The organism is Fulverythrobacter fulvus, assembly GCF_037154085.1.
Classification (GTDB): Bacteria; Pseudomonadota; Alphaproteobacteria; order Sphingomonadales; family Sphingomonadaceae; genus Andeanibacterium; species Andeanibacterium fulvum.
This window is the reverse complement of record NZ_JBANRM010000007.1, coordinates 40,375-61,915: the sequence shown is the minus strand read 5'-3', so window position 1 is coordinate 61,915 and position 21,541 is coordinate 40,375. Positions and strand designations below refer to the sequence as shown.

General features: G+C 63.0%; 20 protein-coding genes. 14 read left to right on the top strand and 6 right to left on the bottom strand.

The genetic code is table 11. The features are described 5' to 3' along the window. Positions 1 to 2: 2 nt before the first annotated feature. The 4 genes from WFP36_RS16200 (at position 3) to mdlC (ending at position 5,173) form a co-directional block, all read left to right on the top strand. Complete coding sequence (locus WFP36_RS16200) at positions 3 to 1,031, top strand: methyltransferase (protein ID WP_336982037.1); 1,029 nt, start codon at positions 3 to 5, stop codon at positions 1,029 to 1,031. A 20-nt stretch (positions 1,032 to 1,051) separates the two neighbouring features. Beyond that, the gene (locus WFP36_RS16195; RefSeq protein WP_336982035.1) at positions 1,052 to 1,906 is read left to right on the top strand and encodes an SDR family oxidoreductase; all 855 of its coding nucleotides are present in this window, start codon (positions 1,052 to 1,054) and stop codon (positions 1,904 to 1,906) included. 80 nt (positions 1,907 to 1,986) lie between these two features. Continuing rightward, positions 1,987 to 3,618 (top strand): MFS transporter, encoded by a 1,632-nt coding sequence (locus WFP36_RS16190; protein WP_336982033.1) that lies wholly within the window; start codon positions 1,987 to 1,989, stop codon positions 3,616 to 3,618. 4 nt (positions 3,619 to 3,622) lie between these two features. Next, positions 3,623 to 5,173 (top strand): benzoylformate decarboxylase, encoded by a 1,551-nt coding sequence (mdlC, locus tag WFP36_RS16185; protein ID WP_336982032.1) that lies wholly within the window; start codon positions 3,623 to 3,625, stop codon positions 5,171 to 5,173. A gap of 8 nt (positions 5,174 to 5,181) precedes the next feature. Here the strand turns inward: mdlC and WFP36_RS16180 are convergent, their stop codons facing one another. The 3 genes from WFP36_RS16180 to WFP36_RS16170 form a co-directional block, all read right to left on the bottom strand. Then, the gene (locus WFP36_RS16180) at positions 5,182 to 6,120 is read right to left on the bottom strand and encodes a hypothetical protein (RefSeq protein ID WP_336982030.1); all 939 of its coding nucleotides are present in this window, start codon (positions 6,118 to 6,120) and stop codon (positions 5,182 to 5,184) included. A gap of 231 nt (positions 6,121 to 6,351) precedes the next feature. Beyond that, a complete protein-coding gene (locus WFP36_RS16175; RefSeq protein ID WP_336982029.1) occupies positions 6,352 to 7,602 on the bottom strand; it encodes a hypothetical protein in 1,251 nt (416 codons plus the stop codon). A gap of 166 nt (positions 7,603 to 7,768) precedes the next feature. Beyond that, entirely contained in the window at positions 7,769 to 8,230 is a 462-nt protein-coding gene (locus tag WFP36_RS16170) for a DUF3237 domain-containing protein (RefSeq protein ID WP_336982027.1), read from the bottom strand. Between the two features lie 113 nt (positions 8,231 to 8,343). On the opposite strand from WFP36_RS16170, the gene WFP36_RS16165 reads away from it, so the two are divergent. Both WFP36_RS16165 and WFP36_RS16160 read left to right on the top strand, forming a co-directional pair. After that, positions 8,344 to 10,005: a GMC family oxidoreductase gene (locus WFP36_RS16165; protein WP_336982025.1), complete on the top strand. Its 1,662-nt coding sequence runs from the start codon at positions 8,344 to 8,346 to the stop codon at positions 10,003 to 10,005. Between the two features lie 99 nt (positions 10,006 to 10,104). Beyond that, positions 10,105 to 10,884: an NUDIX hydrolase gene (locus tag WFP36_RS16160; protein WP_336982023.1), complete on the top strand. Its 780-nt coding sequence runs from the start codon at positions 10,105 to 10,107 to the stop codon at positions 10,882 to 10,884. 158 nt (positions 10,885 to 11,042) lie between these two features. On the opposite strand, the gene WFP36_RS16155 is transcribed toward WFP36_RS16160, so the two are convergent. The 3 genes from WFP36_RS16155 to WFP36_RS16145 all read right to left on the bottom strand — a co-directional run bounded on the left by WFP36_RS16155 (position 11,043) and on the right by WFP36_RS16145 (position 14,674). Beyond that, positions 11,043 to 11,837 (bottom strand): HAD-IIA family hydrolase, encoded by a 795-nt coding sequence (locus WFP36_RS16155; protein ID WP_336982022.1) that lies wholly within the window; start codon positions 11,835 to 11,837, stop codon positions 11,043 to 11,045. 89 nt (positions 11,838 to 11,926) lie between these two features. Next, the gene (locus WFP36_RS16150; protein WP_336982020.1) at positions 11,927 to 13,180 is read right to left on the bottom strand and encodes a serine hydrolase domain-containing protein; all 1,254 of its coding nucleotides are present in this window, start codon (positions 13,178 to 13,180) and stop codon (positions 11,927 to 11,929) included. 24 nt (positions 13,181 to 13,204) lie between these two features. Beyond that, positions 13,205 to 14,674 carry a carotenoid oxygenase family protein gene (locus WFP36_RS16145; RefSeq protein ID WP_336982019.1) on the bottom strand — a complete coding sequence of 490 codons (1,470 nt, stop codon included), beginning with the start codon at positions 14,672 to 14,674 and terminating at the stop codon, positions 13,205 to 13,207. 93 nt (positions 14,675 to 14,767) lie between these two features. Here WFP36_RS16145 and WFP36_RS16140 point away from each other — a divergent pair, with 93 nt between their 5' ends. The 8 genes from WFP36_RS16140 (at position 14,768) to WFP36_RS16105 (ending at position 21,467) form a co-directional block, all read left to right on the top strand. Beyond that, positions 14,768 to 15,205, top strand: coding sequence for a MarR family winged helix-turn-helix transcriptional regulator (locus WFP36_RS16140; protein WP_336982018.1), 438 nt, complete (start codon positions 14,768 to 14,770; stop codon positions 15,203 to 15,205). Between the two features lie 28 nt (positions 15,206 to 15,233). After that, complete coding sequence (locus WFP36_RS16135; RefSeq protein ID WP_336982017.1) at positions 15,234 to 16,598, top strand: MFS transporter; 1,365 nt, start codon at positions 15,234 to 15,236, stop codon at positions 16,596 to 16,598. 122 nt (positions 16,599 to 16,720) lie between these two features. After that, positions 16,721 to 17,833 carry an S-(hydroxymethyl)glutathione dehydrogenase/class III alcohol dehydrogenase gene (locus WFP36_RS16130; protein WP_336982016.1) on the top strand — a complete coding sequence of 371 codons (1,113 nt, stop codon included), beginning with the start codon at positions 16,721 to 16,723 and terminating at the stop codon, positions 17,831 to 17,833. A gap of 61 nt (positions 17,834 to 17,894) precedes the next feature. Continuing rightward, a complete protein-coding gene (locus WFP36_RS16125; RefSeq protein WP_336982014.1) occupies positions 17,895 to 18,275 on the top strand; it encodes a VOC family protein in 381 nt (126 codons plus the stop codon). Between the two features lie 36 nt (positions 18,276 to 18,311). After that, positions 18,312 to 18,695, top strand: a complete 384-nt coding sequence (locus tag WFP36_RS16120) for a VOC family protein (RefSeq protein ID WP_336982013.1) — start codon at positions 18,312 to 18,314, stop codon at positions 18,693 to 18,695. Continuing rightward, on the top strand, positions 18,692 to 19,531 hold the full coding sequence (fghA, locus tag WFP36_RS16115; RefSeq protein ID WP_336982011.1) for an S-formylglutathione hydrolase: 840 nt from the start codon (positions 18,692 to 18,694) through the stop codon (positions 19,529 to 19,531). Before WFP36_RS16120 ends, fghA begins: the two co-directional genes overlap by 4 nt. Next, positions 19,528 to 19,953 (top strand): NAD(P)H-dependent oxidoreductase subunit E, encoded by a 426-nt coding sequence (locus tag WFP36_RS16110; RefSeq protein ID WP_336982009.1) that lies wholly within the window; start codon positions 19,528 to 19,530, stop codon positions 19,951 to 19,953. Before fghA ends, WFP36_RS16110 begins: the two co-directional genes overlap by 4 nt. Further along, positions 19,950 to 21,467, top strand: a complete 1,518-nt coding sequence (locus WFP36_RS16105) for an NADH-ubiquinone oxidoreductase-F iron-sulfur binding region domain-containing protein (protein ID WP_336982008.1) — start codon at positions 19,950 to 19,952, stop codon at positions 21,465 to 21,467. Before WFP36_RS16110 ends, WFP36_RS16105 begins: the two co-directional genes overlap by 4 nt. The last annotated feature ends 74 nt before the right edge of the window (positions 21,468 to 21,541 follow it).

Genomic DNA, 21,541 nt, shown 5'->3' with positions numbered 1-21,541 from the left:
CAATGGCGACCGCTCAGGATCAGCTTCGCGAACTGATCGGCGCCTATTGGAAGCCGCATGTCGTCACTGCCGCAGCAAGGCTGGGCGTGGCGGATGCGATGAACAGGCTGGGGGGTGCGGGGGCGGTGTCCGCCTCCGCCCTCGCCGCCGATCTGGGCGCGGATGCTTCGGCGCTCGCCCGGCTGCTGCGCGCCATGGCCGCCCTCGGCCTGGTGAGCGATGAAGGGGAGGGCCGCTTCGCCCTCACCGAAATGGGCCAGTGCCTGCGAAGCGACAGCCCGCTCTCGCTCAAGGGCATGGCGCTGCATGTCGGCACCCAGCTTTCCCCCGCCTTTGCGGAACTGGCCCAATGCGTCAGCAAGGGCCGCCCGCCCGCAGGCATTGCCCACGGGCCGGACGGTTTCGCCGAATTCGCAGACCGGCCGGAAGCCGCCGCGATCTTCAACCAGTCCATGGTCGATAACAGCCGCCGCTTCGCCGCCGAGGCTGCCGCAGCCTATGACTTCACGCGCTTCGCCACGCTTGCCGATGTCGGCGGCGGCTATGGCGCGGTGCTGGCCACACTGCTGAAAGCCGCGCCGCAAGCGAGCGGCTGCGTGCTGGACCTCGCCCATGCACGGGAAGGTGCGCTGGCCCTGTTCGAGAAAGAGGGTCTCAGCGACCGCGCACGCTTCGTAACGGCCAGCTTCTTCGATCCGCTGCCCGAGGCGGCAGAGTGCTATGTGCTGAAATATATCCTGCATGACTGGAACGATGCCTATGCGCAGCGGATCGTCGCGCGCGTGGGCGAGGCCGCCACGCAAAGTGGCGGGACAGTGGTGGTGATCGACCGCATCATGCCCGACCGTTTCGAAGCGCGGGCCGATCACGCCAAGGCCGCGCAGGGCGATCTCACCATGATGCTGTGGGACGGCAAGGAACGCACGCTGGCGGAATTCGAGGCATTGCTGGCATGCGGCAATCTCGCCTTGACGCAGGCGGTGCCTCTCTCCGACAACCATTTCGTAATCGAGGCCAAAGTCCGCACCTGAACGGACCGCAGGAGAGAGACATGACCACCTATGCCATCGCCGGTGCTTCCGGCCAGCTCGGCCATCTGGCGCTTGACGCTCTGCTGGAGAAAGTGCCCGCCGCCGATGTCGTCGCGCTGGCGCGCGATCCGGCGAAACTGGCCGATTATGCGGCAAAGGGCGTGGATGTGCGTGCGGCCGATTACGACGCGCCCGAAACGCTCGCCCCCGCCCTTGCCGGGATAGACCGGCTGCTGCTGATCTCCGGCAGTGCACTCGGCCAGCGCCCGCGCCAGCATCAGGCCGTGATCGATGCCGCGAAGGAAGCGGGCGTCGGCTATATCGCCTATACTTCCATCCTCCATGCGGACCGTTCGCCCATCAAGCTGGGCGAGGAACATCGCGCGACCGAGGCTGCGCTGGCAGCCAGCGGCCTTGTCTATGACGTGCTGCGCAATGGCTGGTATAATGAGAATTTCGTGATGGCCGTTGCCGCGCAGGCGGAAGCCGGCGTGATTACCGGCGCGCAGGGCGACGGGAAGATCAACTCCGCCTCGCGCAAGGATCTGGCCGAAGGCGCCGCTGCCGTGCTGGTGACCGGCAAGGGCGGCGATATTTACGAACTGGCAGGCGACCACGGCTGGACCCTGTCCGAATTTGCCGCCGAACTTTCGCGCCAGACGGGCAAGCCGGTCACCTATGTGAACATGGGCGAGGAAGAATACGTCCAATCGCTGGTGGAAAACGGCTTCCCCGAATATGTCGCCAGGGTCATCGCCAATTCGGCCTACAGCACCAGCCTGGGCGCGCTTGAGGACGATAGCGGCACTCTGGGCAGGCTGATCGGCCACCCGACCACGCCGATTGCGGAAACGATCGCGGCCGCCTTGCGTTAAGCTGGTTCGACAGACGAGATACGGATCGGGCCTGCATGCCGCAAAGGCAGCCAAGACCCGACAGGGAGGAGACTTGAGCGATGGCCACCAGCACAGCCGATGAAGGCCTGAGCGAGGGCAAAAAGGTCAGCCGCGCAGGCTGGTACGCGCTTACCATGGTATCCGCCGCACAGGCGATGAGCCTGCTCGACCGGCAGATTCTCTCGATCCTGGCGCCCCATATCCGCGAGGATCTGGGGATCGGCGATGCCGAGCTGGGCCTGCTTTACGGCACGCTCTTCGCGCTGTTCTATGCCCTGTTCTCGCTCCCCCTCGGCCGTCTGGTCGATGGCTGGGTGCGCACCAAGCTGCTGGCGATCTGTCTTGCGGCCTGGTCGATTTCGGCAGGCCTTGCCGCCTTTGCGCAAAGCTTCACTCTGCTCGCGATCTCGCGCCTCGGCGTGGGGATCGGCGAGGCGGCGACGCAGCCTGCCGCCAATTCGATCATCTTCGACGAATTCCCGCGCCATCTGCGCGGCACGGCCATGGCCGCGCTGGGCATCGCCGTGGCGCTGGGCCTGGGCCTTTCCATGACCCTTGGCGGCGTAGTCGCGCAGTGGTGGGACACGGCCTTCCCCGATGGCAGCGGGCCGGGCGGCTTCTCCGGCTGGCAAGCGGCCTTCCTCATCGCCTCGATCCCCGGCCTGCCGCTCGCCTGGCTGATCTGGCGCATGCGCGAGCCGGTGCGCGGCGGGATGGACGGCATTACCGCGCCGAAAGACCCGGCGCCCTTCAAGTCCAGCGCGGGCGTGCTGGCGGCGGTGACGCCGGGCACCAACTGGTTCTATCTCTGGCACCGCAAGGCGGGCGCGAAGCAATGGACGATCAACATCGTCGCCCTCGCCCTGATCCTGTTGGTCTGCATCGGCATGACCAAGGTGACGCAGGGCTTCTCCCCCCGCCCGCCGATCGAGGCGCTGGGCATGTCCTTCGACCCGCATGTGTTGCAATGGTTCGTCGTGGCCTTCGGCGCCTTCGTGATCGTGAACTTGTTCCAGAGCTTCAAGCTGACGGACAAGCCCGCCTATAACGTGATCCTCTCGCCCTCGCTGATGCTGCTGATGGTTGTGGGCGGCCTGCAGACCTCGATCAATTACGGGGTGATGGGCTTCACGCCCTCCTTCCTGATCCGCGAATTCGGCCTTTCCCCCGCCGCCACCGGCCTGCAGTTCGGCCTGCTGTCCGCCGCGCTCGGCATTGTCGGCCCGGTGGTGGCCGGTCCGCTCTCGGACTTCCTCACGCGCCGCCTGGGCGGCAGGGGCCGCGTGTGGCTGACCCTTGCGGCACTGGGCATCTCGCCCTTCTTCGGCATCTGGACCTACAGCGCGGCGGATGCGACCAGCTTCTATCTGCGCTTTACGGCCTACAGCCTGATCCTCACCCTGTGGCTGCCGCCGATCTATTCGCTGATGTACGATCTGGTCCTGCCGCGCATGCGGGGCATCACAAGTTCGGTCTACATCATCGTTTCCACCCTGCTCGGCCTTGGCATGGGCCCCTATTTCGTGGGCATCGTGAGCGACAAGAATGGCGGGGATCTGGGCCAGGCAATCATCTCGGTCAACGTGGTGTGCCCGGCCATCGTCCTAATCCTGCTGGTGGTGCTGCTGCGCATCAACCGCGATGAATCAACCATGCTGGATCGCGCACGCGCCGGCGGGGAGCCTGTCTGAAATCATGAACACTGAAATCGTCACTGTCCGCGAGGCGGCATTCCGTATCTTCCAGCATTTCGGCGTGGACCGGCTGTTCGGCAATCCGGGCAGCACCGAACTGCCCATGCTGAAGGCCATGCCCTTCCCCTATGTCATGGGCCTCAACGAGGCCGTGGTGATGGGCATGGCGGATGGCTATGCCCGCGCCACGGGCAAGCCTTCGCTGGTAAACCTGCACAGCTCGGCAGGCACGGGCCATTCGCTGGGCAATCTGTTCACCGCCTACAAGAACAACACGCCCATTGTCGTCACCGCCGGGCAGCAGGCGCGCAGCATCCTGCCTTACGATCCGTTCCTGTTTGCCGAACGGGCGACCGAATTCCCGCGCCCCTATGTGAAGTTCTCGGTGGAGCCTGCCCGCGCGCAGGATGTGCCGCAGGCGCTGATCCGGGCCTTCATCACCGCGCTGACCCCGCCGATGGGGCCGGTGTTCGTTTCCATCCCGGTGGATGACTGGGACCGCGAATGCGAAATGCCGCTGCTGCCGCAAGTCACCCTGTCGCGCACGCCCGATGGCGACGGGCTGACCCGGATCGCGGAGATGCTCGATGCGGCGCAAAAGCCCGCGCTGGTGCTCGGCACCGGTGTCGCCAATTGCGGCGGGTGGGACGATGCGATCGAACTGGCCGAGAAGATCGGCGCCAGCGTGTGGGCCGCGCCCTATGCCGCGCGCGAGACCTTCCCGGAAACCCATCCGCAATTCGCCGGCTTCCTGCCCGCCTGGCGCGACCAGATCCAGACACTGCTTGCGCCCTATGATGCGATCCTCGTCGCGGGCGCGCCGGTCTTCACTTATCACGTCGAAGGCAGCGGGCCGCACTGGCCGCAACATGCGCAGCTTGCCGCGCTGAGCGACGATCCCAATCACCTTGCCGCTCTGCCCGGTGGCTTCGGTGTGCTGGGCGATGTCGGGGCCGGGCTGGCGATCCTTGCGGAATTCACAAAGGAACGTGCGTTCAGCGGCACCAGCCACCAGCTCAAGAACCCCGATCCGGCGATGAACGCCCCCTATGTGCTGAAGCGCGTATCGGAGCTGCGGCCCGAGCAGGCCGTGATCGTGGAAGAGGCCCCCACCGCGCGCGGGCCGGAACATGACGTGCTGCCCATCACGCGCGAGGGCGGGTTCTACACCTGCGCCAGCGGGGGCCTTGGCTATTCGCTGCCCGCCTCCATCGGCATTGCTCTGGGTCAGCCGGACAAGGTCGTGGCGATCCTTGGCGATGGCAGTGCGATGTACACGATCCAGGGCCTGTTCGCGGCGAAGCTGGAAGCGGCCAATGTCAGCTTCCTGATCCTCAACAATTCCGCCTATGCCGCGCTGACCGGATTTTCCGGCGAGTTCGGCATGAACCACGTGCCGGGTTGCGACCTGAGCGGGCTGGACTTCGTCAGCATCGCTGAAGGGCACGGCGTGCCCGCGCGGCGGGTGGATACGGTCGGAGAACTGGACGAGGCGCTGGAATGGAGCTTCGCCCAGACGGGGCCATCGCTGCTGGATATCAGGATCGCCTGACTACCTGACTAATTGCCTGCCACGGCTGCGGCTTCCGCCCTCCGCTTCGCACGAGAGGCCTCGATGGCTTCGGTGACCGTGTTCCGCTCGTGGCAGGCATATTCGAAGATCGTGTAGCTCTCGTCGCGAGTCCATTGCAGGTCTGCCGTCCACGGGGCCGTGAAGACGGCGGGATCGTCATAGGTCACTGCATAAGCAATCGTGTCGCGCCCGGTCCTCGTAAGCCGTTCGGTCACTCTGGCAGCCGGGCCGACCGGCAAGGTCGCATTGTTGCGCCCGGGGATGGGGCCTGCGGCACGTTTCGCCAGATCGGTGGTGGCGCTGTCGCCGCTGACGATATTGCTCGTCTCGATTACCAGCGTATCGCCTTCCCAGTGCCCACGGCTGTTGCCGTGCCATGCGCGCATCTGGGCTGGCCATGGCTGCGTGGGGCCAAGCGGGATCACGCGCACTCCAAAGGTTTCGAGCTGGAGGACGATGTAGCCCGGCGACTGAAACACGCGAATGCCGTTATTATAGGGCTGCGGCAGCATCACCGCCGGGAAGCCCCGCGTGATACAGCGTTCGAAGGGATCGAGATCGCTGATCCAATCCACCACATCGGCTGACTGCCAGGTGGACCGGCCTTTCGCATAAAGCTCTGCTGCCTGCGGGGTCAGCGGCGGCAGGCGCCCATTCGCCGGGCTGACGATCAGGGATGTGCGCCGGCCGAACGGTGTGGCCCGCAGCCAATCCGCAAGGCCCATCGTGCCGTCCCCGTCGATCTCGACCGAATAGGCAGCATCGGACTCTTCGGCCGCGCTCAGCCGTTCGGCGAATTCCTCATCGGTCAGTTCGGCACGAGGCCCCATCGCCACTGGGCGCTCCAGCGGAATCCGGGCATCGCTGATATTCTGGAGCGGCCAGGTCCCGCGAAGATCGGGATCGCCCCATGGCGTCTTCGGCAAGACGGCATTTGTCGTAGCGTCTGACTCTGGGGCCGAAGCGGTGTCGGGATCGACATCAGGCGGCAACGCATCGGCGCGGCCACAAATTGCCGCGAGTGCGGATACCGCAAGACAGAAAGGAAGAACGCGCTGTTTCCGGACGGGCAGCATCATTGGAACATCCCCGCAAACGCGGCTAGGCCACGTCTGCGGGGACGCTATCCCAATGCCGCGCATGCGGCCAGCGAGCGATTACTCGCCGCGCGAAGGCGCAGCCGGCGGCGGGCCGAAGGACGGCGCGCCCGGTGCCACCGGGTCGAAGTCGAACTGGTTGGCGAAGCGCGAACGCGAATCTTCTTCGGCCGTCTCGGGCTTTTCCTTGCCTGCGGCGATATCGGCGCGGTGCGCGCGCGAGGCCGAGACATAGTTGCGCAGCTGCACATTGCCTTCATGGCAGGCATATTCGAAGAACTGGTAGTTCTCGTCACGCGCCCATTCGAGCTGCGCGGTCCAGGGCTTGGTGTAGACCTCGGGGTCCGAATAGGTGATCTCGTAGAGGATCGCATTCGGGCCGGTCATGGTCAGCTTCTCGACCGTCTTGGCCTGCTTGCTCATCGGAATGGTGTTGAAGGGCGGCACGTGCTGCGTCGCCATGTTCAGCGGCGAGGCGGCGCGCTTGGAAACGTCGCGCGTGGCGCTGTCGCCCGAGACGATATTGGTCGTCTCGATCACCAGCGTCTTGCCTTCCCAGTAACCGACCGAATTGCCCATCCAGGCTTCGACGTCGCTGGGCCAGTGCATCGACTTGGCCTGTTCCTTCGTCACGATCGGCACCACGCGGTTGCCGAGCATTTCGAGCATGATCACGACATAGCCCGGCGACTGGAATACGCGGATGCCGTTATTGTAGCGGAAGGGGAACATCGAGGCGGGGAAGCCGCGCGAGACGCAGCGGTCCCAGCTGTCGAAATCGTCCACCCAGTCATAATCCTGGCCCGGGACCCAGCCCGAACGACCGGCCTTGTAGAGCGCCTCGCCCTGCGGAGTCAGCGGCGGCAACTGGCCGTCCTGCGGGCTCACCAGCATCGACGTGCGCCAGGCGTAAGTGGAATTCTTCACCCAGTCGACCAGGCCTTCGGTGCCGCCGACATTGAGGCCTTCGCCCTCGTTGGAGAAGGACGCGTCGGAACGCTGGGCATTGGCCACGCGCTTTTCATGTTCTTCCGGCGTGATCCAGATGCGGTCGCCATAACCCTTCATGCGCTGGAACAGGATGCGGGTGGAAGGCAGGTTCTCGATCGGCCAGGTGCCGCGGAAATCCCAGTCGCCCCACGGGGTCTTGCCCGGAGTATAGTCCGTCGGGGTCGGCGGCAGCGAAGTAAGGTCCGCAGGCACACCCGGCGGGGGCGTGTCGGCAGCGGCCGGGCTTACCAGCGCGGCGGCGGCGAGGCCAAGCGCGGCAGCGGCGGTGGAAAGGCGCAAGGCCAGCGAAAGACGGACCATTTCAGTATCTCCCTGTTCTATTTCTAGCTTACTAGAATTCACCCAGACCTGCCTTCAACTCGCGCGCGCGCAGAACGATCCTGATAAATCTGACGCTTCGCGAAGTCCGGACTTTGTCATCTTCGCCCTAGCCTCCCAGCGGCTTTCGGGCAAGCACCCAGCGGCGTCAGAGGACGCGCCAGACCCACAGCTTGATGCTGCTGGCATAACGCGCGCCGGCGCAGATGAAGATCGACCGGTTGAGCCACTCATAGGGCCCTTCCGGCGCGATGAATTCCGGCACGGTGCGGAAATAATAATCGGCCGGATCGACCTCTTCCCCGGCGGCAAGGCGCGCCATCACTTCGGGCGGGCCGTGACGCAGGCCCTTGTTGCGGATCTGGATCAGGGCGCCGTCATCCGTTTCGATCGCATAGAAAGCGTCGGCCACCGTCACCCCGTCATGCCGGGTCAACTGCCAGTCCGCCGAATTGCCCATCAGCCGCCCGGAAATCAGCGGACCTTTGACATAACCGCCCGCCAGGATCGGGATGATCCGCCGCGTGCCATCATAGGTCGTACCTATCTGGCGCGGCGCATCCAGTTCACCACCTGCTTCATAGACAAACTCAAGTTCGGGCTTGATCATCGGGCTCTCCGGAAATCGGCATTTTTGCGTTGCCCCCCGCTTGAAGAACCCTAGCTTGCAGCGCAAGCGAATCGCGCTATTGCGCGGCGGAAATGTGAGAGGAGATTTGCGGTATGTCGGGCGACCTTCATGCGGACTATGTCATCGTAGGCGCCGGCAGCGCCGGCTGCGTGCTGGCCAACCGGCTGACGGAAAGCGGCGAATTCAAGGTAGTGCTGCTGGAAGCCGGCGGCGATGACCGGCCGCTGCGCGAACCCAGCCAGTTCATGTCCAACATGATGATCCATATCCCCATCGGCTTCGGCAAGACTCTGAACGATCCGAAGGTGAACTGGCTCTACGAAACCGAAGTGGACGAAGGCACCGGCGGGCGCCCGCACAAATGGCCCAAAGGCAAGGTGCTGGGCGGTTCCTCCTCGATCAACGGCCTGCTCTATGTGCGCGGCCAGGCCGCCGATTACGATGGCTGGGCCCAGATGGGCGCGCAGGGCTGGAGCTGGGACGATTGCCTTCCCTACTTCATCAAGAGCGAAGACCAGCAGCGCGGCGCCGACGAATTCCACGGCAAGGGCGGCCCGCTGAGCGTTTCGGACTTCCCCGAGGAACACCCCGTATCCAAGGCGCTGGTCGAAGCCTGCGTCGAGGCGGGCGTTCCGGCCAAGCACGATCTGAATGACGGCGATCAGGAAGGGGCCAGCTTCTTCCAGGTGACGCAGCGCAACGGCACGCGCTGTTCCACTGCGGTGGCGTTCCTCCACCCCGCCATGGGCCGCTCCAACCTGCGCGTGGAAACCCGCGCCATGACCACTCGCATCCTGTTCGAGGGCAAGAAGGCCATCGGCGTGGAATTCCGCCAGGGTGACGAGACCCGCCGCGTCTATGCCGCGCGCGAAGTGATCCTGGCTGCCGGTTCGGTGGAAAGCCCCAAGCTGCTGGAAATCTCCGGCATCGGCCAGGGCCAGCTGCTGCAGGAACTGGGCGTTCAGCTGGTGCATGAATCGAAGATGGTCGGCGAGAACCTGCAGGATCACGTGATGATCGGCTGCCAGGCACGCCTGAAGGAAGACTGGCATTCGATCAACAACCGCTCGACCGGGCTCAATCTGGTCAAGGAAGTGGTGAAGTATGGCCTTACCCGCAAGGGCCTGCTCTCCATGGCTGTGGCCCATGGCTGCTGCTTCCTTAAGACGCGGCCGGAACTGGCGACGCCGGACATGCAGATCCACGTGATGGCCGCCTCCATGGACCTTGAGGTTCTGGCGACCACGCAGGGCCTGCAGCTGGAAAAGGAACCGGGCCTTGCGTCCAACCCCTGCCAGCTGCGTCCGGAATCACGCGGTTCGATCCACGCCAAGTCGCCGGATGGCACGGTGACGCCGAAGATCGTGCCGAACTATTTCTCCGATGCCTACGATCAGGAAATGGCCGTCACTCAACTCAAGATCATCCGCAAGATCTGGCAGCAGCCGGCGCTGGAACCCTATATGGCGCAGAAGGGCGATCCCTTCGGCGAGACGGACGAGGAAATCCTCGGCTACGCGAAGATGGCGGCCGCCACGGTCTATCATCCGGTCGGTACGGTCGCGATGGGCCCGGACGAACGCTTCCCGCTCGATCCGCAGCTGCGCGTGCGCGGCGTGGAAGGGCTGCGCGTGATCGACGCCTCGGTCTTCCCGCGCATCACCTCGGGTAACACCAATGCGCCCACGATCATGGTTGCCGAAAAGGGCAGCGAGATGATCCTGGCCGATGCGAAGGCGGCATTGGCGGCGTGATCCGCGCCGCCAGAGGCCCCAGAACACGAAGGGCCGCTCCAGACTGCTGGAGCGGCCCTTTTCCATACCCCACATTACCGCACCTGCATTACATATAATTTGCCCTTTAATATATATTCTATTATTTATTTCATCCAGTATAAAACATCTGGTGAGGTGTTTATGTTTTTTGATGGAAGATCATACCTTAAGCGGGTGAAATTTGGTGAAGAAACCGAATCAGAGGTTAAGCTCATCCAAGAAAATTTGATCTTCGAAAATAAGTGGATCAAATTCTACAATGACTCTGTTAAATTCCCTAATGGTACGACTAGCAATTTTCTCAGGCTAGAAACGCCTGGGCGAGACGGAACCGTTGTTGTCGCGGTCAGGCCCGCCACCTCGGAAATCGCCGTCGTGAAGCAGTACAGATACGCTCCTGGCCTTTGGATGGTCGAATTTCCAAGGGGTTTCGCGAACAGCGGTGATGTGTCCGGGATTATGACCGGTTGGCGTGAACTTCTCGAAGAAACTGGCCAAATCGCGGCCTTCGACGGAATTTTCCTCGGAAGATTAGTAACCGACAGCGGAAAGTTAGGTGATGCACCGTTCTTAGCATTGCTTGAAGTAAGAACGGAAGTGACAGGGGAACCGATTGCACCTCAACCTGACGAAACTGAAGTTCTTGCGCCCGAAAAATACGGTTATTGGGTTAAATATTGCGATCTTAAAGATTGGGTAGAGAGAGGATATATTATTGATAGTTTTACTTGTGCAGCAATGGCACGCATAGCACCCCACTTTGACAGCGAGGGCCGCTATCAGCCCAACTGGGCCTTGATAGAAGAACCAAATTTAGCGGACGCCGAGCGCTTGTTCGGCAAACGCGGGGAAAAATGAAACAACGTGCGCTGTTTGCCAAGCTTCGTCACTGCATTCCTGATCGTCCGCACATTAAATCGGCTTGACCAAACGGCCGAGCCTACTTGTCTGCTTACTGAATCATGCCAGGCAACGCGATGGGTACCTGAGCCCAAGCATCCTTAGAAGCGCCAAGATCAAACCAGCCCCACCACTTCCGCGATGGAAGGCAGGACCCGGTTGGGGCGATAGGGGAAACGGGCGACCTGTTCCTTCTTCGTCGATCCGGTGAGGACCAGGATCGTCTCAAGCCCGGCCTCGATCCCGGCGACGATATCCGTATCCATCCGGTCCCCGATCATGGCGGTGGTTTCCGAATGGGCCTCGATCCGGTTCAGTGCGCTGCGGAACATCATCGGGTTGGGCTTGCCGACGAAATAGGGTTTCGCCCCGGTCGCCTTGGTGATCATCGCCGCGACTGCGCCAGTGGCGGGCAGTGGCCCTTCCGGCGAGGGCGAGGTGACATCGGGATTGGTGGCGATGAAGCGCGCACCCTGCCCGACCAGCCGGATCGCCTTGGTGATCGCTTCGAAGCTGTAGCTGCGCAATTCGCCGATCACGACGTAATCGGGATTATTGTCGGTCAGCGTATAGCCGATCTCATGCAGCGCCGTTGTCAGCCCGGCCTCCCCGATGACGAAAGCCGTACCGCGCGGCTGCTGCGAGGCGAGAAAGTCTGCCGTCGCCAGTGCCGAAGTGAAGATCGATTCCTCCGGCACTTTCAGCCCCGAACTTTCCAGCCGCGCAGCCAGATCGCGCGGAGTGTAGATCGAGTTGTTGGTCAGCAGCAGGAACCGTCGCTGCTTTTCCACCAGCCGCGCGATGAACTCCGCCGCGCCGGGCAGGGCGTTGCCTTCATGGACCAGCACGCCATCCATGTCGGTCAGCCAGCATTCGATCGGCTTGCGTTCGCTGATGATGGCGCTGGTCATGGGCGGGTGGCACTCCTCGCTTCGTCGATTATCGCTTTGTGACGAGAGAGATAATGCGCCCGCATCGATCCTGCATCCGCTAAATCCGCTTACTCCACCGGCGTATGCGCAATCGCCTTGAAATAGGCGATCACCTCGCCTTCCACATTGGCGGGCGGCACCGGGGGATAATAACTCAGCTTCACGATCACCGTCTTCGTGGCCGGGCTGACATAGATGAACTGCCCGGCAAGGCCGACAGCGGCATAAGCGCCCGGTTCCCCGTCGACCTGCCAGATCTGATAGCCATAGCCGGGGAAGCCCTGATCGGCCGGGGCGCCGGTGGGCAGCATGGTTGTGGCCTGCTTCAGCCAGCCTTCCGGGATCACGCGCGTTTCGCCGCGCATCCCGTCATTCAGCATCAGCTGGCCCAGTCGCCCGAAATCGCGCAGCGTGGCGTTGAAACCCATGCCGTTGAGCGCGCGGCCAGCACCGGGCGGGCCATCGGCCAGCCAGTAGCCATCGGCTTCCGCTCCAAGGGGGCCCCAGAGATTGGCCTGGGTGTAATCTTCCAGCTTCTGCCCGGTGGCTTCCTCCAGAATCCAGCCGAGCACCATCGTATCCAGCGTGGAATAGTTGAAAGTGCTGCCCGGCTCGTTCGCCCGCTTCGTCTCCAGCGCACCATCGGCAAAGCGCATCTTGTTGAGCACGATCGCCTGTTCGTGCAGCTTGCCGGCAAAGCTGGGATTGGCGCCGAAATCGTAGCGCTCTTCATAATCCACGCCCGACCGCATCTGCAGGATCTGGCGGATCGTCACCCCGTCATAACCAGTAGCCTTGAGCTGCGGCACATATTTGGTCGCCGGATCGTCGAGCGAGGCGATCTTGCCCTGATCCAGCGCGATGCCGACCAGCAACGACGTGATCGTCTTTGACATGGAGAAGGCGATATGCGGCGTGCCGTCCTCCATCCGGTTGCGGTAATCCTCGAACACGATCTTGCCATCGCGGATCACCAGCATTGCGTTGGTAAAGGTCCGCTCCGCAAATTGGGCATAATCGTAATTCCCGCCGCCGAACGTGTCGGCCGGCATAGCCATCGCCTTGCCCTTGAGCAGGTCCCAAACTGCGCCGCTGCGCGGCACCGGGCGCGTTTCGAATATTCTGTCGAGTTCGCGGAAGATGAAGCTGTTCACATCCGGATTGAGCAATTGCCAACGCATGGCAATCACTGCCGGAGTCAGCGGATAGGTCTTGCCTTCCCGCGCTTCGGATGTGGAAGGAGGATCATTGGACTGACTGCAGGCAGTGACACACACAGCACCGGCCGCCAGCGTAACGCCGGCCAGAAACGTCTTCAGCAATGATCCTCTCCCCAATTATCGCATTTATGCTGCCAGGCCGATTTCCTCCGCCCGGACGAAATTGCCATGCAGGCCGAAGCGCAGGCGGATCGGGATATTCACCGTCGCGACCGGGCCCTTCTCGATATCGAGCGCATCGAAGATCAGCAGATCGCTGCGATGATCCTCAAGCCGGTTGCAGACCATCACGATCCAGCCATCGCCTTCCGGCGCATCCTTGCTGCGCGGGATGAAGCAGGGTTCCTGCAGCGAACTGACCGGGCCGCACCACCAGTGCTGTTCCGCGCCGGTTTCGAGGTCCTTCAGGAACAGGCAGTTCATCAGGAAACCGCCAGCACTGCCACCCTTCAGGTCGCAGGGGCGCTTCATGTCCATTTCCAGGCCCCAGCCGTACCGGTTCTTCATGCCGGTGAAGCGATCGTCGATCCGCGGGAATTCCGAAGAAGTGTCGGTCAGGCGTTCGATCTGATCGAAATCCTCGCCATTGCTGGCCATGTCCACCGTCCAGCGAGTGAGCTTACTCATCGCTTCCATCCCGTTGAACGGTGCGCCGTGCACATCGGGGAAGAAGGGGAACATGTTGTTCTTGGCTTCCGGCACCACGATGTGGACCTTCGTGCCTTCCTGCCAGGCGTTGAGGACGTGGCTGGCGAAGCAATTATCGCGCTTGAACCAGCGGATATCTTCCTGCTTGAGATCGTCGCGCCGGGGAATGATGCCGAGATAGACGGGCATGGTGGTGTCGAAGCCGAAATGCGGCTTCTTCTGTTCCAGCCGCTCCCAGCTGCCGATGGACGGTACGATATGCAGCACGAGATAATCCTCGGTGACGCCGAAATCGTGCATCATGCAATAATAGGGCACCTTGAACCACTTCTCGCGGATCAGCTTCCCGTCCGGGCTGACTTCCATGTAAGATACATCGTCGGTGCACAGGCCCGATGCGGCATAGCCGATGGCAACCATGTTGCCGGTCTTCGGATCGATCTTGGGATGGGCCGTGAAGGTCTGGCTCTTCATCGCGCCGTCCCAGGTCTGGAACGCGTCGGTCTCCATGGAGACAGGGTCCATGATCAGGGCCGGGCTGTCCTCCTTCATCGCCCACAGCTTGCCGGCGAAGATCCAGGCATTGGTGTTGGCGGTGGAGCGAATCATGCCCTTGGTCGAAGGATCGTCGGTCAGCGGATTGCGATACATGCCGAACAGCCCGCGATCGGCCTCGCGCTCGGCCTTCCACTTGTCGGTCTTGGCCCAGCGCTGGCGGAAATCGCACTGCCCGTCATGGATATGGAAGCGGGTGATCATGCCGTCGCCATTGAAGGCGATATCGTCGCCCAGCATGGGCGGAAACTGCGGATCGGGCTGGACGCGATAGAAGGCGCCGTTGATTTCCTTGGGAATCTCGCCCTCATGCGCGAGATCGAAAATGTCGGCCTCGATCCGGCTGGGCGTGTTGAAGCCGGTGAAATTGGGGGTATTCGGGAAATGGGACATCGATCAAATCCTCTCCTTGCACGCGATTGTATGCTCCACTAACAATTAGGCAAGCGGCAAGCTGTGGGGTTAGGGCCAGTGGGCGCGGCGTCTTTGATCGAAAGCAATGATAGCGCCATTGGCGAGCTTAATGATATTGTGGGGTTCCATATCCGTTTGGCCCACGGTGCGGTCTATCGCCATTTTGCCGAAACCTTCGTCGATCTGGAACTGACCCAGAAGCAGGTTTCCGTGCTGTGGCTGGTGGGCGAGAATCCCGCCATTTCGCAGATCGAGCTCGGCCAGCGCCTGCGCATGGACCGTGCGACGACCATGACCATCGTGAACCGCCTGCAGGAGCGCGATTTCCTGCGCCGCGAACGGTCGGAAACGGACGGGCGCAAACAGGCGCTCTATCTGACGCCGGGCGGGGCGGATGCGCTGGGCAAGGCGAAGCTCGCCATTCACGAGCATGAAGAATGGCTCAAGAGCCGCTTCACTGCCGAAGAAATCGAAAAATTGGTGGAAATGCTGGCGCGAATCCACGATTGAGGCCGCGCAAGAGAGAGGATCAAGAATAATGGCAGCTCCGTCCGGGGGGACAAACCCGATTTCCGTCATCAACGATACGCCGATGAGCGCCCGCCAGTGGCTCGTCGTCGTGCTGATGGTCCTGCTGAACGCGCTGGACGGGTTCGACGTGCTGTCGAGCGCTTTTGCGGCTCCCGGCATTTCCAAGGAATGGGGCATCGAACGCGCGGCGCTGGGCATCGTTCTTTCGGCCGAATTGGTCGGCATGGGCTTCGGCTCGGTGCTGCTGGGCGGCGCCGCTGACAAATATGGCCGCAAGCTGACCATGCTCGCCTGCCTCGTGCTGATGGCAATCGGCATGTGGCTGGCAGGCCATGCCAATGCGGTCACCCCGATGGTGGCATTCCGCTTCCTGACCGGCATCGGTATCGGCGGCATGCTGGCGGCGACCAATGCGGTCACGGCCGAAAGCGCCAACAACCGGTGGCGCAAGGCGGCTATCGCGGCCTATGTCGCGGGCTATCCGCTCGGCGCCGTGGTCGGCGGCGTTGCCGCCTCGGAATGGCTGCTGGAAGCCTATGGCTGGCGCGGTGTGTTCGATTTCGGCGCCATCGTGACTGCCGCCCTGATCCCCATCCTGATGCTGGTGGTGCCCGAAACCGCCGCCTATCAGGCCTCGAAGCAGAACCTGAAGGGCGTGAACAAGACGCTGGCCGCCTTCGGCAAGGCGCCGATCGATGCCCTGCCCCCGGCCGCGGAACACGTCTCCAAGCCCAAGGTTACGGACATCCTGTCCAACCCGCAGCTGCGCCCGGTCACGCTGCTGCTGGCCTTCGGCTACATGTTCCACACCATCACTTTCTATTACATCCTGAAGTTCGCGGTGCAGATCGTGTCGGACTATCCTCCGGGCTACGCTCCGCAGGATGCTGCTACGGTGCTGACCTTCGCCAATGTCGGCGGCTTCTTCGGCAGCCTGCTGTTCGGCTTCGTGATGGCACGCCTCGGCATCAAGTGGCCGACCGCGCTGATGCTGCTGCTGGGTTCCGTCGCCGTGGGCTCCTTCGGGCTCGGCCGCGAAACGCTCAGCGCCTGGCAGTGGGCAACCGTCATCACCGGCTTCTTCACCAATGCGGCGATCAGCGGATATTACGCCGCCTTCGCCCGCGGCTTCCCGGCCTATGCCCGCGCCACCGGCACCGGCTTCGTGCTGGGCATCGGCCGCCTGGGCGCGGCGGGCAGCCCGATCATCGCCGGCGCGCTGTTCACGGCGCTCGGCAATGACCAGCTGCTGACGGTCTCGGCCATCATGGCGATGGGCTCGGTCCTTTCGCTGGTGCTGTTCCTGATGCTGCCCGAACGCGACGGCGACGAAGTTGTCGGCGCTGCGGCAGCGGCACAGAAGGCAGCCTGAGGCCTTGCAGATACGGCCGGGCCCCGCGCCCGGCCGCTACACCCTTGGGGACTGGCGCCGGAGAGGCGAAATCTCCATTGGGGCGTCAGACCCATTGTCGAATCAAGCAATAGAGGACAGCCATGAAGACTCGCGCCGCAGTCGCTTTCGCACCGAAGCAGCCGCTCGAAATCGTCGAAGTCGATCTTGAAGGCCCCAAGGCCGGCGAAGTGCTGGTGGAAATCATGGCCACCGGCATCTGCCACACCGATGCCTATACGCTGGACGGTTTCGACAGCGAGGGAATCTTCCCCTCGATCCTCGGCCATGAAGGCGCGGGCGTCGTCCGCGAAGTGGGCCCCGGCGTCACCTCGGTGAAGCCCGGCGATCACGTGATCCCGCTCTACACCCCGGAATGCCGCCAGTGTAAATCGTGCCTTTCGGGCAAGACCAACCTGTGCACCGCGATCCGCGCCACGCAGGGCAAGGGCCTGATGCCGGACGGCACCACCCGCTTTTCCTACAAGGGCGAGCCCATCTTCCACTACATGGGCTGCTCCACCTTCTCGAACTTCACGGTCCTGCCCGAAATCGCGGTCGCCAAGATCCGCGAGGACGCGCCGTTCCAGACCAGCTGCTATATCGGCTGCGGCGTGACGACAGGCGTCGGCGCGGTGATCAACACCGCCAAGGTGCAGGTGGGCGACAATGTCGTGGTCTTCGGCCTGGGCGGTATCGGCCTCAACGTGATCCAGGGCGCGCGCCTTGCCGGCGCCGACAAGATCATCGGCGTGGACATCAATCCCGACCGCGAGGAATGGGGCCGCAAGTTCGGCATGACCGACTTCCTCAACACCAAGGGCATGAGCCGCGAGGACGTCGTGGCCAAGATCGTCACCATGACCGACGGCGGCGCGGATTACACCTTCGATGCCACCGGCAATACCGAAGTGATGCGCACGGCGCTGGAAGCCTGCCACCGCGGCTGGGGCACCTCGATCATCATCGGCGTGGCCGAAGCGGGCAAGGAAATCAGCACTCGCCCGTTCCAGCTGGTGACCGGCCGCAACTGGCGCGGCACTGCCTTCGGCGGCGCCAAGGGCCGCACCGACGTGCCCAAGATCGTGGACATGTACATGCAGGGCAAGATCGAGATCGATCCCATGATCACGCACGTCATGGGCCTGGAAGACATCAACACCGCATTCGACCTGATGCACGCGGGCAAGTCGATCCGCAGCGTCGTGGTCTTCTGATCCGGCTTCCGAACCGACAGATTCTGAACCGACAACGGCAAGAAAGAGAGCACTCAAAGACATGTTCAATCACATCTTCGTCGGCACCAACGACATCGCCACTTCGCGCAAGTTCTACGACGCCGTCATGGGCGTGCTCGGCTATGAAGGCCACCCGCTGCCGCATGGCACCGTCTATCCCAGCGAGCACGGCAGCTTCATCGTCGCCACGCCCGCCAATGGCGAAGACGCGACCTGCATGAATGGCTTCACCTTCGGCTTCCGCGCTGCCGATTACGATCAGGTCGACGCATGGCACGCAGCCGGCCTTGCCGCCGGCGGCACCGATGCAGGCGAGCCGGGCTTCCGCGCCGCTTCGCCGGGCAACATGTATGGCGCCTATCTGCGCGATCCGGACGGCCACAAGATCTGCGTCTTCGCGCCGAACACCGGCGAGCGCTAAGCGCTTCGCAACCGCACGCAAGGAAGGATTGCCGCCATGTTCAGCCATCTCTCGGTGGGCAGTAACGATATTGCCCGCTCGAAGGCGTTTTACGACGCGCTGTTCACGGCCTGTGGCGGCAATCCGGCCTTCGTCGATCCCAAGGGCCGCCTTGTCTATGTGCACAAGGATGCGAAATTCCTGGTGACCCGCCCAATCGACGGCGAGCCTGCGACGCATGCCAATGGCGGCACGATCGGCCTGGCGATGGATTCGCCGGAACAGGCCGATGCCTGGCACGCAGCGGGCATTGCCGCGGGCGGCACCGCGATCGAGAATCCGCCGGGCTGGCGCGACAGCAGCAATGGCCGCCTTTACCTCGCTTATCTGCGCGACCCGGACGGCAATAAGCTGTGCGCGCTTTATCGGGACCTGAAATGACCATCGAAACCGTCAGCACGTGGAAAAGCCACGGCGGCACCCAGGGCGTCTATACCCACGCCTCTTCCGCCACCGGCACGCCGATGACCTTCTCGGTCTTCGTGCCCGATCATGCCCCCGGCGCGAAGCTGCCGGTGCTGTGGTACCTTTCCGGCCTCACCTGCACTCATGCCAACGTCACCGAAAAGGGCGAGTTCCGGCAGGCCTGTGCCGAACATGGCATTATCTTCGTCGCACCCGATACCTCGCCGCGCGGGGACGACGTGCCCGACGATGAGGGCTATGATTTCGGCAAGGGCGCGGGCTTCTATGTCGACGCGACGCAGGAACCCTGGGCCGGGAATTTCCGCATGCGCTCCTATATCGAGCAGGAACTGCCCGGAATCGTTGCCGCGAACTTCCCCGTCGACATGGAGCGGCAGGGAATCACCGGCCATTCGATGGGCGGCCATGGCGCGTTGACTATTTCTCTTCGCAATCCCGGCCGCTTCCGTTCGACCAGCGCCTTTTCCCCGATCGTCAGCCCGCTGAACTGCCCCTGGGGCGAGAAGGCGCTGGGCGGCTATATCGGTGAAGACAGGGCGAAATGGCGCGAATATGACGCGGTCGCGCTGATCGAAGACGGCGCCCGCCTGCCGGACCTTCTGGTGGACCAGGGCACGGCCGACAATTTCCTCGAAGGGCAGCTCAAGACTCACTTGCTTGACCATGTCTGCCGAAACGCCGATATGCGCGCCGCCATTCGCATGCAGGAGGGGTATGACCACTCCTATTATTTCATCTCGACCTTCATGGCCGAACATGTCGCCTGGCACGCCGAAAGACTGAAAGCATGAGCCGCGAACAACGCCTGTCCGAAATCATCGCCGACCATCAGGGCCGTGAAGGCCCGCTGCTGCCGATCCTGCACGATGTGCAGGAAGAATTCGGCTGCGTGGACGAGGAGGCCGAGCGAGCCATCGCCCTCGCCCTCAATCTCAGCCGTGCCGACGTGCACGGGGTGGTCAGCTTCTATCACGACTTCCACACGAAGGCCGACTCGCGCCCCGTGGTGCAGATCTGCCGCGCGGAAAGCTGCAAGGCACGCGGCGTAGAGGCGCTGATGGAAGGCGCGGCAAAGGCCGCTGGCGAGCGCGTGAAGCTGGCCGACGTCTATTGCCTGGGCCTGTGCAGCAGCGGACCCAATGCCCGTGTGGGCGACAAGCTCCATGCCCGCCTCGACGGCGCGGCGCTCAACAAGCTGATTGAAAACGCATGACTATCATCCGCATCTCCGATGACGCGCTGGCGCGCGCCTGCGGCGCCGACGAACTGGCCGCCGCCTTCGCCAAGGCTGGCGCGACGGTCGAACGTACGTCCAGCTGGGGCATGCAGTGGCTCGAGCCGTTGGTTGAGGTCGACGGCAAGGGCTTCGGCCCCGCCACGCTGGACGATGTCGCCGCGATCCTCGACGGGACGAGCGACAAGGCTATCGGCGTGATTGCCCAGCATCCCTTCATTGCCAGCCAGCAGCGCCTGACCTTCGCCCGTGCGGGCAAGTCGCGCCCGCTGAGCCTTGAAGATTACGAACAGCACGATGGCTGGGTCGGCCTGAAGCGCGCGCGCCAGATCGGTTCCGAACAGATCATCGCCGAACTGCTCCATTCCGGCCTGCGCGGCCGTGGCGGCGCGGGCTTCCCCGCCGCGATCAAGTGGAAGACCGTGGCCGGCGCCGTGGCCGACCAGAAATACATCGTCTGCAATGCGGACGAAGGCGATTCGGGCACCTTTGCCGACCGCATGATGATGGAAGGCGATCCCTTCGCCCTGATCGAAGGCATGGCCATTGCCGGTGAAGCCGTTGGCGCCACCAAGGGCTACATCTACATCCGCAGCGAATATCCCGACGCGATCGACAAGCTGCGCAAAGCCGTGAACCTGTGCGCGCATATCATCGCGCCGTTCGAATGCGAAATCCGCGCAGGCGCCGGGGCCTATGTCTGCGGTGAGGAAACCTCGCTGCTCAACAGCCTTGAAGGCAAGCGCGGCGAAGTACGCGCCAAGCCGCCGCTCCCTGCTTTGCAGGGCCTGTTCGGCAAGCCGACCGTGGTCAACAATGTGCTGACCCTGTGCGCCGTGCACCACATTCTGGCCGAAGGCGGCGCCGAGCATTATCAGAGCCTCGGTATCGACCGGTCCAAGGGCACCATGCCGATCCAGCTGGCCGGCAACATCAAGCATGGCGGGCTGTACGAGACCGCATTCGGCATCACGCTGAACGAACTGATCTATGACATTGGCGGCGGCACCGCTTCGGGTCGCCCGGTCAAGGCAGTGCAGGTGGGCGGTCCGCTGGGCGCCTATATCCACCCCGACCAGTTCGAAGTGCCCTTCGACTATGAAGCCTATGCCAAGCTCGACGCACTGATCGGCCATGCCGGCATCACCGTGTTCGACGATACGGCCGACATGGGCACCATGGCGCGTTTCGCGATGGAATTCTGCGCCGTTGAAAGCTGCGGCAAGTGCACGCCCTGCCGCATCGGCTCCACGCGCGGTGTCGAACTGATCGACCGCATCCGCGCTGGCGGCCGCGTGCTGGCGGGCGTCGAACTGGCACCGCAGATGCACAACATGCCCAAGAAGGGCCGTAGCCAGGAAGACGAGATCAAGCTGCTGGAAGATCTGTGCGAGACGATGAAGTTCGGCTCGCTCTGCGCTCTGGGCGGCTTCACTCCCTATCCGGTGATGAGCGCGCTCAAGCACTGGCCGGACGATTTCCGGGGCAAGTGAGTTTCGCATATCTGAAAAAACAGCGTTTTTTCACGATATGGAAAAGCATGTTTGCCCAAAAGGCGATTTGTAGG